This window comes from Psychrobacter sp. Arc29 (assembly GCF_041431175.1).
Classification (GTDB): domain Bacteria; phylum Pseudomonadota; class Gammaproteobacteria; order Pseudomonadales; family Moraxellaceae; genus Psychrobacter.
Genome location: NZ_JASMRR010000001.1, coordinates 443,252 through 459,276, shown reverse-complemented (window position 1 = coordinate 459,276; position 16,025 = coordinate 443,252). Strand labels below are relative to the sequence as shown.

The following is a 16,025-nucleotide window of genomic DNA, read 5'->3' as shown; positions in this document are numbered from 1 at the left end:
GTTTTTAGATATTTATTATACGGCACGCTAACGATACTATGGATAATGTGCGAGCGCTTGCTCAAACCATTATTTAGCGGGGTTTTGAAAATCAGCTAAGCTCATGGCATTTAAACGGTCTAGATCTTCTTGTGTATCGACACCAGCCGGCAGTTGACAAGCTGCTTCTGCAATGGCGATATGCTCGCCATTTTCCAGCACACGTAGCTGCTCTAGACTTTCAAGTAACTCAAGTGGCGTCTGTGGCCAATGTACAAACTGCTGTAATAGACTAACGCGATAGGCGTATAAACCCAAATGGCGATACGCATTCTTTGGTGGCTGTCTTTGATTGTCATCCGCCAATACAATATCACGATCACAAGGAATCGGTGCTCGACTAAAATAAAGCGCACGCTGTAGATCGTTAGTATATTGACTGACCACTTTTACCACAGAAGGTCGCTGGAACGTATCGTAATCATCGATAGGCTCACAGAGTGTCGCCATGACGCTGGCCTCATCCGCTACCAAAAGCGCCTGTACCTGCTCAAGCAGTAATGGCGGCACGAGGGGTTCATCGCCTTGCATATTGACCACAATATCATGATTAGCCCAGCCTTTAATAGCAGCCACTTCCGCCAAGCGGTCAGTGCCTGAAGCATGCTCGCTACTTGTCATCACCACATCAAAACCGGCATCGATACAGACCTTTGCAATTTGCTCATCATCAGTCGCGATACACATATCGTCAGCAAAGGTTGCTGTTTTTGCCTTTTCAGCCACCCAAAGTATCATCGGTTTGCCATGAATGCTCAATAATGGCTTACCAGGTAATCGTGTGCTCTTAAAGCGTGCAGGTATCACAATATGGGTTTTGGCAGGTGTGGTGACAAGCGACATGATTTATTCCTAAAAATTGTGTCAGTTTGACGTATTGACTATTATCTATGATGGCGTTTTTGTACTAACATCAGGATCAGCCTCAATACCCAAAGCTTTTAATTGCTGGTTTAGATTATCATAACAGTTATCGGATAATACGGCCGTCACAGGCAAAACCCACAACCTGCTAACGAGCTGTGCATACTCATCACTTGATGCTTGCTCTGCCGTATAGTCTGACAACAATGCTTTTATTTTTACTGCATCTTTACTAGTAACAACGATAGGATAATCGCTGTATTGTAAAAGCTCAGTCAAATTAAAGTCATAGTGATCAGGATAAGGATGCCCTATCACCTCAAAGCCAAGAGACTCTAACGTATTAAAAAAACGCTGTGGATAGCCGATACCACTGACTGCATGTACTCTGCTATTACTGGCAGGAATGACATTATCCATTTGCTTAATAGATGATTGAGGAATCCATAGACGTTGCAATTCATCAGCTTGCAGACACATAGTCAAGCGCTCAGAGCTCTGTGGCTTACTACTACTTTTAGTCGAGTCTGTATTTGGTTTTTCATGATAAATAACATGAGCACCTTCTAGTCGTGACATTGGCTCACGCAAAAATCCGGTTGGCAATAATTGCTCATTACCAAACCCTCGCGCGGCATCTACCACAATCCACTCTATATCCCGCTTGAGCGCATAATGTTGCAGCCCATCGTCAGCGATAATTAATTGCAAATCAGATTCAGCATCCAACAAGGTAGTAATCGCTTGCTGACGATTAGGGCATACTGCCATGGCAACGCCTGTCATATGAACAATCAAACATGGCTCGTCGCCTACTACGTTAGGCAAACTGGTCGTGCTGACCAATGCTGGCATTTGACTAGTATCACCACCATAACCGCGGCTGATGACGCCGACTTTTATGCCTCGTTTTTGCAAATGATTGACCAAGGCGATAATTAACGGTGTTTTGCCGCTACCACCCACACTAATATTACCAATGACCATGACAGGTATAGGTGCGCGATAACTTGATAGCAGCCCAACTTTATAAGCGTGACGACGAAGCAATATGATCAATCCATAAAGCCAGCTAATAGGTAGCAACAGCCATAACCAAGCGGCCTTACGTTGCCATGCATTAGTAACTGTCGTTTCAATACTCATGAATAATTGCCATGTATCCTATTGATTCGCTAATTGAGCGTTGACGCTTTATCAAGTAAATCTGCTCTACTCAAAGTCTCGAGCATACATTTGCGCATAATGGCCTTGCAGCTGCATCAGCTCATTATGGGTACCAAGCTCAACTATCTGACCACCATCCATCACAGCAATACGATCCGCAGATTCAATCGTCGTTAAGCGGTGCGCAATCACTAGCGTCGTACGGTTTTTCATGACGTTATCGAGCGCTTGCTGAATATAATACTCTGACTCATTATCAAGCGCACTGGTGGCTTCATCCAAAATCAATATAGGAGCGTCTTTTAACAGCGCACGAGCAATGGATAGTCGTTGACGCTGCCCGCCAGACAGTTGAAGCCCTTCGGCCCCAATTTCGCTTTGGTAGCCGTTTGGCATTTTCATGATAAAGTCATGCGCGAAAGCCGCTTTTGCAGCCTCCTCGACCTCAGCTTGGCTCTTATTAACCAAGCCGCCATAAGCAATGTTATTAAATACTGTCGTATTAAATAGTACGACTTGCTGATTCACCATGGCAATTTGCGCACGCAGACTTTCTAATTTGATATCTTCAATTGGTATATTATCTAAAGTAATTTGCCCAGAGGATGTCTCCAGAGTACGCGTTAAAAGATTCACTAAGGAGGACTTGCCCGCCCCACTTCGTCCCACCAATGCAACCGTCTCGCCTGCTTTTATATTTAACGTAAAATCACGCAGAGCAACCGTCGAGTCTGGATACACCAAACTGATATTATCCAAAGACATCTGACCAGATAACGCCTTACTGATAGTGCCTGTATCTTCCTCTTCTGGCTCATCAAGTAACGCAAAAATCGACTCACCAGCGGCAATGCCTTTTTGCAATTTTTGATTGATATCAGTCAGTGAGCGTACCGGTTTGCTGAGCAGACCAGCCGCCGCAATATAAGAGATAAACTCACCTGCTGAGATATTACTAATGACTGAAGGTCTCAGTGCAAGCCATACCACCACCGACATGGCTATCGCCATCAGCAGCTGTACTGCTGGGGTGTTGATACTATTGGTGACGACCACCTTCATGCCTTGACGTAAGTTCTTTTTTGAAGTCTTATCAAAGCGCTCGGCTTCGTATGCTTGTCCGCCATAGTTTTTTACCACCTGATAGCCACTGATGACCTCATTGGTAATATGACTGACACTACCCATCGTTTTTTGAATACCTTTAGAGAGCTTAAGATAGCGCTTGGAGGCAATACGGATGAGCCACAATATAGGCGGCAACACGACAAACAAAATGAGCGTCAAGCGCCAGTTGCTATAAAGCAAAAACCCTATCAATGCTACAACCGTCAAACCATCACGCAGTAAGGTCTTCATTGAGTCTGTACTGGCAGCAGTGACTTGCTCAACATCAAATATCAACTTGGATGAGATCGTACCAGCAGGATTGGCCAAATAGAACGAACTTGGCAAGCGCAGTAGTTTATTAAAAACCTCAACCCGCAGCTCATAAACCAAATTACGTGAGACCAAAGCCGAGTAATAGTTACCCAAAAAACTGCCCAAACCGCGTACGAAAAACAACGCAATGATGAGTAATGGAAATAACGCCTGCTTGCTTCGATCACTTTGGTTAATGGCATCAGTAATGTATTGCAACAGCTTGGCAATCCAAATCTCAGTTCCTGCGTTGATAGCAAAGCCCAAAACCGTCAGTAGCAAAGCCCACCAATACGGCTTTAGATATCTTAATAGACGCAGTAAAGTCTTACTTTTTGGCGGACTAGACGGGGCTGCTGAAGATTTTTTAGCAGAAGGTTTTGTAGAGTCAGGTGTATAAGCTTGGCTCATAAAAGCCTCAATGTAGGTGTCATGACATGAATGGGCTGTGCTTGATACACAGTTTATAGTAATGATGCGGCAAATATTATTGCGGCAAAGTTTGACCAAGTGGGACAACGGTGCTGATATTTAAGTTCAAAAATCCGAGTTTACCAGCGACATCCATCACCCGTACGACAGATTGATGGGTAGCGTTGGCATCCGCTGCGATGACAAATAGCATATCGCGATTGCTTCCTGCTTCTTGCTGCAACATGTTGGTCAGTTCAGCCTCATTGCTACTGGCGAGCGTAATACCATTGACCAAGTAACTGCCATCTTCTTGTACAGCTACTTCTATACTATTTTTTTGCTCTGTCTGCGCCACACCTTCTGCTTCAGGAAGGATAATATTTAAACGACTAAAATGATTAAAGGAAGTAGCCAGTAGCAAAAAGACAATCAAAAACAATAAACAATCAATCATCGGTGTCAGATTAATTTCAAGCGGCTCGACAGTCGGTTTTCTAAAACGCATATGGATCTCTTATATTTACCTGCTGTTACGAATGTACTTTGAGCATCAAACTTGGTAGAAAATATGACAATTATATTGTCGCCACATTGGTTTTATCTATATTTAACCGGTCAGGAGCACGCTCATCAATAGTGGTCGTACTATTAGCAGGGGCCGCTGCGTTAGCATTGTCGAGCAATTGGTAGTCGTACAATTCTTGAATCATCAGCCCTGCTTGAGTCTCGAACTGTGCATTGATGTCGATGATACGGCGCTGAAAGTATCGATACGCAACAAGCGCTGGGATAGCGACAATCATACCAGCAGCCGTGGTGATTAGCGCTTGTGAGACACCAGCAGCAAGCATCGTTGGATCTTGCATCGCACCATCAGTAATCGCTAAGAATGAAGAAATAATACCTAATACCGTACCTAATAACCCAAGCAATGGCGCAATGGCACCAATCGTACCCAACATATTGATATTTTTTTCTAACTGATGGACTTGTACGCTAGCACGATTTTGCATGTGCATGGTCATAGACTCTAGACCATACTGACGATAGAGCAAACCTGTCGCCAAGATATCACCGAGCGCCGTCTTTTCTTTGACATTCATCAATTGTGTACGGCCAATATCTCCATTTTCGCGTAAACGAGTGATGAGCTGTTCACGCAGTCTGCTAGGCACAATCTTGCTAAATTGTAGTGTATGGCTACGCTCAATAATGATAACCAATGCCAATATAGAACAGACGACAATAGGTGTCATTAGCCAGCCACCTGCCTTTACTAACTCCCACATATTTGCTCTCTTCTATATTTTTAAAAACAGTTATTACGTAGATGGATTTATACGTAAATAGTCGTTATTAATAAATCAGTCCTACTAGCTTGCATATTGTCTTAAGCCTGTGCTTCTATGTGCTTAATCAAAGCAGCTAACTGGTCTTGACTGTGAAAAAAGATCTCAACACTACCCTGCCCGTCTTTTTTGTGCTTAAGTTTTACCTCAGCACCCAGCATATCTGTCAGTCTTTGCGTGAGACGTTCTTCATCACGAGACTGTGCTTGTTCGACACGGTTGGCTTTGGGTGCAGGGTTCAAAATGGATTTGACCAGCTTTTCAGCTTCTCGCACCGTCATACCGCCATCAATAATTTTTTGTGCAATAATCGGCTGCTGCTCAGAAGACAACGCTAAAAGCGTTCGGGCGTGACCCATGTCTAGCGCGCTGTTTGCCAAATGATCTTTTACCGTATCATGTAATTGATTGAGTCGTAGTAGATTCGACACCGTTGTACGCGCCTTGCCCACCACTTCAGCAATCATCGCATGACTCATACCAAACTCTGTATGAAAGCGCTGCAACGCGGCTGCCTGTTCGATCACAGATAAATCTTCACGCTGGATATTTTCAATTAATGCCAGTGCAATAGCAAGCTCATCAGATAGCGCACGCTCAATCGCCGGAATAACCGACTTTCCTGCCATTTTTGCCGCGCGCCAGCGACGTTCGCCAGCGATAATTTCATGAGTGACAAATGCTTCACTCTTATCTTCATTGGCGAGCAATGGGCGGATAACGATGGGCTGCATCACGCCATGCTGCTCAATAGAAGATGCCAATTCTGCCAGTGCCGTTTCACTCATATCACGGCGCGGTTGATACTTACCTGCTTGTAGACGCGTGACATCGATCTGCACGAGGCTGATTTGATCCTCTGAAGCGTTTACGTCTGTGCTATTACCACGCGTTTTGTTGATAGCCGTCTTGTTCGTCACACGTGATGAACGAGTACTATTACTAACAGTAGTGTCATTATCAGTGGATTTTGCAGCCGATTTTTTACTGGCTTTGGGCGCAGCCGCATCGACGGGTGCAGTTTTCACAGGCATATTGGTATCTAGCGTTTCAGCTGGCACGGCCATATCACGTGCAGCCATATCATCTTGCAAGGCAGAGGCGGTGATTTGCTTTTCTTTCTTGATTGACCCTAATAAGGCATCTAAGCCTCGATTGGCAGCCAACCCTCTTTTCTTCGCCATGATTACCTATCCTCTAACGCTAAAATAAAAGCCTATTGATTACTGCTGCGGCTTACTAAATACAATGTTAAGTGCTTTGTTGTTCAAAAGCTTTTATAGAAAAAAACTAGCTGCTTTGCTTCATCACTTCAGCGGCCAGTTTTTGATAGGCGCGCGCGCCTTTCGACCATCTCTCATACGCAATAACTGGCAGACCATGGGCAGGTGCTTCTGCTAGGCGAATATTTCTTGGGATATGAGTCTTATACATGATATCGCCAAAGTGCGCTTCTAATTCAGCAGACACATCACGGGCAAGCGTGTTACGCGCATCAAATAGCGTTCTCACAACACCGCGAATGTATAACTTAGGGTTTAATTCAGTGAGACGCTCAATCGTCTGTGACAAATCTGCTAGCCCTTCTAGTGCATAATATTCACACTGCATCGGAATAATCACACTATCGGTTGCGACCAACGCATTAATCGTTAGTAGGTTCAAACTCGGCGCACAGTCTATAATGACATAATCGTATGACGGCTTTTTTGTATTGGCTTGATCACTGACCAAATCTGCCATGGCCGTTTTGAACAATTCATGACTGTCGGTCTTACCCATCAACGTGATATCCATGCCAGCCAAATCACGATTGGCACCGATCACATCAAACCCTGCCGGACTGGTCACAATGGCTTCGGACAACGCTACACCATCCAGTAAAACATCGGCTATGGTAAGCGTCAGATCGTTTTTGTCGACACCAGTACCGCTGGTTGCATTGCCCTGTGGGTCTAAGTCAATCAGTAGTACGTGCTTGCGCTTAGCAGCTAAACTGGCGGTCAAGTTTACCGCCGTCGTGGTTTTGCCCACGCCGCCTTTTTGATTCGCAATTGCTATGATTTCCATACACTCACTCAATTTTATTAAGGTCTGTTACTGACTTTTTCTTTTAATTTATTTGACGCAGAATTTGCCGCTCAATCTTATATGCTTATGCAGTACTACTAACTCAGCGCTTCACGAAAGGCAGCCATTTATAAAAAAATTCTTTTATAAATTACCCAATTTTCGTTTGTATATTTTCAGTGCTTCTAAATACTATGCCATTTAGGTACAAACGTAAACTGCGTTTCACAAAAAACGACTGCTGTTTCATGACTGAGAAGTATCTACCATTCAGGCATTTTTAGCAGACATTTCAATCAAATGACGACTATCATGCAGACGCGGCACTATCAGCTTAATCGTCTTAATATGCCAATCACTATCAAGCGCTTGCAGCTCTTCATCGCTCGGTGCTTTGCCTTTCATAGCACACAAATAACCGCCATCTGCCAATCTCGGCTGCGCTACTTCAACAAAATCTATCAAACTGGCAAACGCTCTAGAAGTCACCACATCATAGCTGGCTTCGTGCGCTTCAATACGCGAAGCGATCGGTTGCATATTACGTAAGCCAAGCTCACTACTGATTTGCTTAATAAAGCGAATCTTTTTTTGATTACTATCAAGGGCTGTACACGGGCGCTCAGGCTGACAAATCGCAATAATCACTGCAGGCAACCCTGCGCCTGTACCGATATCAAGCAGCGACCCTTTCGGCAAATGCGTTATAATAGACAAGCAATCAATCACATGTTTGATCAGCGCTTCTTCTGGATCGGTGATGGCGGTCAGATTATACGCCTTATTCCACAACAAAAGCTGGTCTAAGTACAATAATAACGTGCGCTGCTGTTTCTCACTTAGTGATAGACTTAGCTCACTTACGGCTTGTGCTAAGATACTGGCCAGCTTTGGCAATTGTGAGCCAAGCTTCACAAAGCCAGTCGGATCAATATTGATATTACCCGTGCTAGTAGACGACGAAGAGGTTTTAGCGGAAGCTGACATACAACGAGTTATCCAGTTTTGACATGTGAACCGCCTATTTTATCATGCAGTCTGCTCATTGAATAGTTGCAGATTGCGCCAATGTGGGACATATTATACTATCTGCACCGTTCATGACGCGTTATTCTGCGTTAATAGCATAAAACGCCTTGCCTAGTTTCTTCATTTTTCGTTTATCATGATCAAAGATTTCTCTAAATATGATACAAAACTGCGCTTAATGACTTCGCTAAAATGCGACTATATCTTGTAAGATGTCACTATTAGTTATAAAAAGTTCAATGCGGGCATGACCAGAATAAATATATTATCCCTCACACTCTTTCAATACCTTTAAAACGATCTCTCAAAAGCCTATGACCGAACAACCTTATACCCCTATATCTCAAATATCAAAAGATGCTAATAATATGGTACCACCTACCGCTGACTCACAAGACGATGAACAAACAATATCTAACGCCCCAAATCCTATTTTTACTGAGGTTCAAAAAAGTTGCCGTATTTCGGCTGAGCAACTAAAGCGTTATAGCGACCCTGATGAGTTGCCTACAGACACACGTACTGCGCCCGACTTAGATGTTGGTTTTGGTCAACAACGTGCGCTAAAAGCATTACATACAGCGCTAGATATTAAAGCAAGTGGCTATCATGTGTTTGCTGCTGGTGAGAACGGCTTGGGTAAGCGTACTGTCATTAGTCGCCTGTTGGCCCGTATTGCCGCCGATGCACCAACGCCTGATGATTGGGTATATGTGCACAATTTTACGGATCCACGTACGCCACTGGCTCTGCGTCTACCTGCCGGGCAAGCCGCTTTGCTACAACAGCAGGTCAATAACTTGTGGCAACAGGCCAAAAAGCGACTAAGCCAACGCTTTCGTAGTGACCAATACCAAAGTAAGATCGAAGCAATCAAAAACAGCACGCATCAAAAAGAGAGTCATGCTTATGACGCGTTAAACGCTGAGGGTAAGCAGTATGACTTAGCTTTGACGTTTCGCTCATTTGATAATAAGGCAGTTTTTGTCCATCCCAGTCAACTGACGACAGACAGTAGCAGCGACCATGTAAAGGCTTCAGAATCATCTAGCAACAGTGCAAATTTATCACCAATAAATGATAACGAAAACCCCAACATACTGAATAACGATAAGACTAACCATAATGAAGATCAAAACAACGCTCAAAATTCTGAGTATGGTAACAGTGAGTACGAAGCTGAGTTAAATAACTTCGTACAGAAAAACCATATGCAAAAGCGCCTCAGTCAACTAACCATTGCGTTAGAGCAGTTAGAAGACGAAGCCAACGATGCGATAGAATCACTGCATCGCAGTATCGCGCGCCGTGCACTACAGCCTTTGTTTGCGCCTGTTTATGAGCAGTTTGCCACGCACCCGCTTGTGGTTGATTATCTCAAAGCGGTATTTGCCGATATGGTTACTCATGTAGAGCGTATCGTTAACGGCGATGATGAAGAGTTTGTGACTGCTGTATTGACCACAACACCCAGCCGTTACGCGGTCAATGTCATTGTAAGCCATCTACCAGACAATGGCGCGCCTGTTGTCTTTGAAGACTTGCCAACCCACCTTAATTTGTTGGGTCATGTTGAGCAAATCACCCAATTAGGGACAGTAACGACTGACGTTAGTATGATTCGCGCAGGTGCCCTACACCGTGCCAATGGCGGCTATCTGCTGCTAGAAGCCAGCCATTTACTTGAGCATCCTTATGCATGGCAAGGTCTAAAGCGCGCACTACAGTCACGCAAAATTAAGCTCTCAAGCCTTGAGCAGATGCTAACGCTAACAGGTAGCTTGTCTTTATCACCAGCGCCCATTGATCTTGATATCAAAGTAATCTTATTAGGTGAAGCAGACTTATATTATGAGCTGCTAGAGCTTGAGCCTGAGTTTGATGCAGTGTTCAAAGTTCGCGCGGACTTTCATGATGATGTGACGCGCACCAGTGAGCATGAATTGGCACTGGTAGCGAAAATGGCAGATATCATCGATTATGCTGATCTCTATCCATTCGATAGTAGCGCGCAAGCCACGTTACTTGAGCATTTAAGCTTGCAAGCTGAAGAGCAGGACCGTTTAAGCCTACACAGTGATTTGTTGATTAAACTGTTGCATGAATCAAACCGTCACGCTCGTTTAAATGATGAGATGATGGTGACAGCAGATCATGTCATTCAGGCGATCGATGACATGGATGAGCGCTCAGGATATTTGCGCGATCTATACTGGGACGAGCTCAAAAACGGCCAGCAGCTGATTCAAACCCAAGGCAGTGCGGTTGGGCAAGTCAACGCCCTGACCGTCGTCAGCTATGCTGATAGTGAGTTTGGCATGCCAGCGCGCCTCACCGCGGTCATTCAACCCAATATTGGCGCAGGTGAAATCCTTGATATCGAGCGTGATGTAGACTTGGGTGGTAGCTTGCACGCCAAGGGTATGTTAATCATGACCAGTTATTTGCGTGCGTTATTTAGCCAACACCACGCCCTAAATTTTAGTGCTTCGCTCGCGTTTGAACAAAGCTACGCCCATATCGATGGTGATAGTGCCACCGTTAGCGAAGGTTGTGCACTACTATCCGCCTTAGCAAATGTCCCCATTGATCAATCCTTTGCCATTACTGGTTCTATGAATCAGCTGGGCGAAGTGCAAGCAGTTGGTGGTATCAATGCCAAAATTGCTGGCTTTTTTGATGCGTGCCGTGAGCAAGAGTTGACGGGCGCTCAAGGCGTGGTCATTCCAATGGCCAATGTCAAACAACTCATGCTACGTGACGATATCATTGCTGCGGTAAAAGACGGCCACTTCCATATTTATGGCGTTTATACCTTGAGTGAAGCATTGACCTTGATGACAGGCCTACCCATCGATACCATGAATAAAAAAGGTCGCTACCGCAAGGACACCCTATTTGGCAAAGTTCTAAATCGTCTGATGCTCTGGGATGAAAACCAAGACGGCGATGATGAGGTAGATGATAAAAAGTCAAAAAAGAAAGAGAAGAAAAAACGCAAAGCTAAGCGCCAAAAAAAAGAGGACAAAATAAAAAAAGAAAAACGTAAAGGCGAAAATAACGATAGTGACGTCACTGATAACCGTGAGCAAAATGAAGCTTAAAGTGTTAATGACAACACACCAAAAGAATAACTAGGACGTTTCTAGACTATGCTTAGACGGCGCCTAGACAGCGGCCTAGACGATGTCTAAATGTATACGAACGTCCCTAGACGCTTTGATACTTTTCTGAGATGATAAACAACTAGCCAAAATCTGTAGAACAATAACCTGTGACTTTATAAAGGGTGTTTTTTGATGACTGTACATTCTAATAATGCCGAGAACATCCAAGCTCAGTCAGATTCTGATGAGCAAGCGATTGCAATAGAGGCGGCAGAAAATGATGTGTTAAAAGAGATCCAAGATAATCGTCACGGGGCAGCGACAACGGCTCGTCAATGGCAAGTACTGTCACAGCTACAGCGCAATCGCTGGGTAGGTACGACACATATTTATGAACAGCTCATGATGGCCGGTTTTGACATCAGCCTGCGTACCGTGCAACGTGATTTGAACGCATTGGCCAAACGCTTTCCTATCGAAAAAAACAACGCCAATCCACAAGGTTGGCGCTGGAAAGAGGATGCGCCGCTGCAAAGCTTGCCGCATATGAATCTATCGCAGGCAGTTGCTTTTAACATGGTTGAGGCCAATCTCACTCAGCTATTGCCGCCTGTGATTTTAGATGAGCTATTCCCGTGGTTTGATCTAGCAAGACGACAGCTCAAAAACAGTAAAGTCACGCATTCATGGATAGACCGCGTGCGTATCGAGCCTGCTACCCAGCCACTTATTGCCCCAGATATAGATTTAGATAGCAAAGACAACATTTACCATGCATTGTTTTATCAGCTGCAAATCAATGCCTGCTACACTCGCAGCAATAAGTCAGAGGCCAGTGAATACACCCTAAATCCTATTTCCATTATCCAGCGTGGGGTGATTATTTACCTACTCGCGACTCGTACCGATGATCCAAACGCCACCATCCGCACTTTTGCGCTGCATCGATTTGATAGAGTCGAGATTTTAGAGAGCGCGGCACAGACACCAGATAACTTTCAGCTCGATACTTATTTGGATGAAGGCAGCATGGGCTTTAGCCATCCGTTATTCGGTGAGCTAGCTGAGCGTGGTAAAAATACAGCCGTTGAGCTACAATTTACGCAACAGGCAGGCAGAAGCCTCACGGAAAGCAAGCTGAGTGATGATCAAATCGTCACATCAAACGACGACGACACCCTGACGATAAAAGCGACTGTTAATTTGACCTCACAGCTGGTTTGGTGGTTACGTGGTTTTGGCAGTGGACTGTTGGACGCCAAGCCTGCACTCCTTTATCAAGCAGTATTGGACCAACCTGCAATGACGAATAACGAATAACACTCGAATGACAATAATCGTTAACCAATAAAAATTAAAAAGGAATATTATGCCGACCACTGCCCCATCACCGCTGCTTTCCGACAGTTTAAGAGGACTGGGCTTGGATACGGGAACGTTATTTTTTGCGCTCAACTATGAATTTACTAAGATCGAGCCAAAAGGGTTGTTTAAACGTTTTAAAAAAGACAAAAGCGCGGTAGATATCGACTTGGCTTGCGTCTTGTACGATGACAATTGCATCATTAGTGATATTGTCTGGTTCAAACAATTACGTGACAAAGCTGAATCCGTCAAGCATCAAGGAGACAGTCTAAACGGTAAGGATCGCGGAGAGCAAGCCATGTATTTGGCTCCGCTTGATCAGGAACAAATTAGACTAGAGCTAGAAGAAATCCCTTTGCATATTACTCATATCGCTTTGATTGCCAACTCCTATCACGGGCACTCACTCTCTAGAGTCAAAAAAGGTGAGATTCATTTGAGTGATGATGAGGGTAACCGCTGTTTTGAAGTCAACCTAAAGCAGCTCCCACGTGATTGTAAGACGCTTTGGGTGGCTCATTTGCGCCGATCCGTTGATGACTGGCATTTAACCCTACAAAACTTACCATTAAGCGCTGAAGATCTATCGAATGCATCACAAGAAGTCGCACATGAATTGGCACGGGCGCTACCGATTCCTCAAGGAATATAACGTCAGTCGATCATAACATCTAAAAAGGGTACTGTGTCTCAATCACACAGTACCCTTCTATGTTTCCTGCCAAACATATTTATTTCTAGAAATTTCAAGCATAAATTTCTATGATTCCCTGATAGATACTAAGCTATAAAACCTCACCGCAATGCGGGCAAAAATTCTTTTGACGCACTTCTACTTCTCTTTCTCGCCGCTCAAGTTCTTGTTCACGCAGTACTTGTAGTACGATATTTTGCGCTTGCTCTTTATCTAATCCTAGCTCTCGGCGAATCTTATCAATCATCATCTGATTTTGTACCAAATCAAAGTCGCTATCGATCAGCTGCTCACGAAAATGCTGCTCCAGCTCTTCACGGCGCTGCGCCAACTCATTTGCAAGACCCGTTGCCAAAATACCCGCAGGCAGTGCCGCTAGACCCACACCCAATATCGTAATAATAGCACCCAATATCTTGCCAGCATTAGTGATTGGTGTGACATCCCCATAACCCACGGTCGTGAGCGTTACCACAGCCCACCACATCGCCTTGGGTATTGACTCAAACTCTTCTGGCTGCGCATGATTTTCGACCAAATAAATGCCACTCGAGGCGGTCACAATCATAATAATTAATATAAAAATAACCGCTTGGAATGAGCCGCGTTCTTTACTGATGACCACCAGTAGGATACGCATGGACGCAAAATAGCGGGTCAGTTTGAGAATACGGAACAAACGCAAAATACGTAAGAAGCGCAGATCAATATTGACGAAGAAGTTTAAGAAGGCTGGAACAATAGCTACCAAATCAATGAGTGCGGAAGGACTTCTCACCCAATCCCAACGCTGTTTCCACGTTGTATTGTCCGGTTTGGCTTCAGCAACACTCCATAGTCGCAGCAAATATTCAATAGAAAAGATCACAATAGAGAAGTTTTCGAACCAAGTAAAATAATCTTGATAAGGGTAATACCAACTATCGACTGACTCGGCAATCACAGCTGCCACATTAGTCATAATCAGGAATATGAGAAAATAATCAATATAGCGGCTAAACAAAGTGTCATGTTCATCATTTTGCAAAGTATCATAAACAAAATGACGCAAGCGCCTTATAGATTTGAGTAGCATGCCATCCCTATTCGGTGAAATACCGGTGTTATATAAATAAAATAAAGCCACTATCGTAAAATATGTCTTGAATGCTCTATCACAAAACAGCTCATCTCAATAAAAATTAAGATAGAGATAGTTTCAAATTGCCAATAGCAACACTGACTTGTTGAGGATCTACTACAATCAACCCTCATGTGACATGCAAATAGTGGACATAGACTGCTATTAATAGCACCAATACTATTACTAAAACAGAAAATCGTAAAAACTGCTCATCAGCGAGCAATTGCTGGGTTATGTCTTGGGCAGGCACCAAAAATAAATGACATTCAGGGCAACAAGAATCTACCTGATTCAGTATCTTTGCAGAACGCGCATTCTCACAGCGTAGTGGAGAGTTGCTACAATAACCGAGCATAATATATTACGCCTCTTGTCATATTATGAATATCAATTCAGTAAGCCATCACCATTTATTTCCAATTCTACCGTTTAGACATTAGCAATCATCAATATAATTCTTAGCTACCTATTTTCAGAATATCACAATAATCATTTTTTTAAATAATCAAAATAATTATACAGTTATCGTCTTTACTATAAATAATTAAATAAAACTTAGTAAAGCATAATTAAAACCTTACAGAAATTATGGTTTTATACTATAATAGAGTCATAATGTTACCGCTTTATCATCCATTATAACATTATGTATCAGTGTGCAATGTCATCCCTCATTTAGCACTGATAACCTTTTAATATATTAAGGAACAAAATCATGAAACTACAATCCCTAGTTTTAGCCGCTGCTACTGCCCTTACCATGACTACTGCTTTTGCTGTACCTGCTGGCACTTGGTCTATTGCGGCTGGTGCACATTATGTTGACCCTAAAAGTGATAATGGCACTCTAGATAACGGTTTGTCTGTTGATGTTGACGGCGATATACAGCCAACTATCAGTGGTGAGTATTTCATTGCCAACAATGTCGGTGTTGAGCTACTCGCAGCACTTCCATTTCATCATGATTTTGATCTAAACAGTGCTGATGGCACACAAGTTTTAACAGGTAAAACCCAACATTTACCACCGACTCTTTCTGTGCAATATCACTTTGACTCTGACAACCTGCCAATGAATATCAAGCCATTCGTTGGTGTTGGCGTGAACTATACGACCTTTTTTAAAGAAAGAATCTCTACTGGTGGTGATTTAAATCTTGATGACAGCGTTGGTGTGGCCGGTCATGTCGGTTTGGACATTCCTTTCGCTCCAACTGAAGCTTTCCGTATCGATGCGCGATATATGGACATCAAAACAGATGCTACTTTAGATGGCAGTGACATCGGTGAAATCGATATCAGCCCTTGGGTATATGGCGTTGCATTTGTTAAACAGTTTTAATCACAAACCGTATTAACCTCGATAATCTAAGTATAAAAAG

The 16,025-nt window shown here is 43.6% G+C and carries 13 protein-coding genes; 4 read left to right on the top strand and 9 right to left on the bottom strand.

Features of this window, described 5'->3' with window-relative positions; all coding sequences use genetic code 11:
- Positions 1-69: 69 nt before the first annotated feature.
- The 8 genes from kdsB to rsmG form a co-directional block, all read right to left on the bottom strand.
- Positions 70-882: a 3-deoxy-manno-octulosonate cytidylyltransferase gene (gene kdsB, locus QO189_RS01970; protein ID WP_371531282.1), complete on the bottom strand. Its 813-nt coding sequence runs from the start codon at positions 880-882 to the stop codon at positions 70-72.
- A 45-nt stretch (positions 883-927) separates the two neighbouring features.
- On the bottom strand, positions 928-2,049 hold the full coding sequence (lpxK, locus tag QO189_RS01965; RefSeq protein WP_371531281.1) for a tetraacyldisaccharide 4'-kinase: 1,122 nt from the start codon (positions 2,047-2,049) through the stop codon (positions 928-930).
- A 66-nt stretch (positions 2,050-2,115) separates the two neighbouring features.
- Positions 2,116-3,903, bottom strand: a complete 1,788-nt coding sequence (gene msbA / locus QO189_RS01960) for a lipid A export permease/ATP-binding protein MsbA (protein ID WP_371531280.1) — start codon at positions 3,901-3,903, stop codon at positions 2,116-2,118.
- A gap of 76 nt (positions 3,904-3,979) precedes the next feature.
- Entirely contained in the window at positions 3,980-4,411 is a 432-nt protein-coding gene (locus QO189_RS01955; RefSeq protein ID WP_371531279.1) for an ExbD/TolR family protein, read from the bottom strand.
- A gap of 70 nt (positions 4,412-4,481) precedes the next feature.
- Positions 4,482-5,195, bottom strand: a complete 714-nt coding sequence (locus QO189_RS01950; RefSeq protein WP_201599706.1) for a MotA/TolQ/ExbB proton channel family protein — start codon at positions 5,193-5,195, stop codon at positions 4,482-4,484.
- 101 nt (positions 5,196-5,296) lie between these two features.
- The gene (locus tag QO189_RS01945; protein ID WP_371531278.1) at positions 5,297-6,439 is read right to left on the bottom strand and encodes a ParB/RepB/Spo0J family partition protein; all 1,143 of its coding nucleotides are present in this window, start codon (positions 6,437-6,439) and stop codon (positions 5,297-5,299) included.
- Between the two features lie 106 nt (positions 6,440-6,545).
- Complete coding sequence (locus QO189_RS01940) at positions 6,546-7,325, bottom strand: ParA family protein (protein ID WP_238037511.1); 780 nt, start codon at positions 7,323-7,325, stop codon at positions 6,546-6,548.
- Positions 7,326-7,595: 270 nt separating this feature from the next.
- Positions 7,596-8,312, bottom strand: a complete 717-nt coding sequence (gene rsmG / locus QO189_RS01935) for a 16S rRNA (guanine(527)-N(7))-methyltransferase RsmG (RefSeq protein WP_371531277.1) — start codon at positions 8,310-8,312, stop codon at positions 7,596-7,598.
- 410 nt (positions 8,313-8,722) lie between these two features.
- Here rsmG and QO189_RS01930 point away from each other — a divergent pair, with 410 nt between their 5' ends.
- The 3 genes from QO189_RS01930 to QO189_RS01920 all read left to right on the top strand — a co-directional run bounded on the left by QO189_RS01930 (position 8,723) and on the right by QO189_RS01920 (position 13,478).
- The gene (locus QO189_RS01930; RefSeq protein WP_371531276.1) at positions 8,723-11,458 is read left to right on the top strand and encodes an AAA family ATPase; all 2,736 of its coding nucleotides are present in this window, start codon (positions 8,723-8,725) and stop codon (positions 11,456-11,458) included.
- A gap of 195 nt (positions 11,459-11,653) precedes the next feature.
- Positions 11,654-12,781, top strand: a complete 1,128-nt coding sequence (locus QO189_RS01925; protein WP_371531275.1) for a helix-turn-helix transcriptional regulator — start codon at positions 11,654-11,656, stop codon at positions 12,779-12,781.
- Between the two features lie 49 nt (positions 12,782-12,830).
- Complete coding sequence (locus QO189_RS01920; protein WP_371531274.1) at positions 12,831-13,478, top strand: TerD family protein; 648 nt, start codon at positions 12,831-12,833, stop codon at positions 13,476-13,478.
- 133 nt (positions 13,479-13,611) lie between these two features.
- On the opposite strand, the gene QO189_RS01915 is transcribed toward QO189_RS01920, so the two are convergent.
- On the bottom strand, positions 13,612-14,595 hold the full coding sequence (locus QO189_RS01915) for an ion transporter (RefSeq protein ID WP_238037503.1): 984 nt from the start codon (positions 14,593-14,595) through the stop codon (positions 13,612-13,614).
- Between the two features lie 763 nt (positions 14,596-15,358).
- On the opposite strand from QO189_RS01915, the gene QO189_RS01910 reads away from it, so the two are divergent.
- Entirely contained in the window at positions 15,359-15,985 is a 627-nt protein-coding gene (locus QO189_RS01910; protein WP_371531273.1) for an OmpW family protein, read from the top strand.
- Positions 15,986-16,025 lie beyond the last annotated feature (40 nt).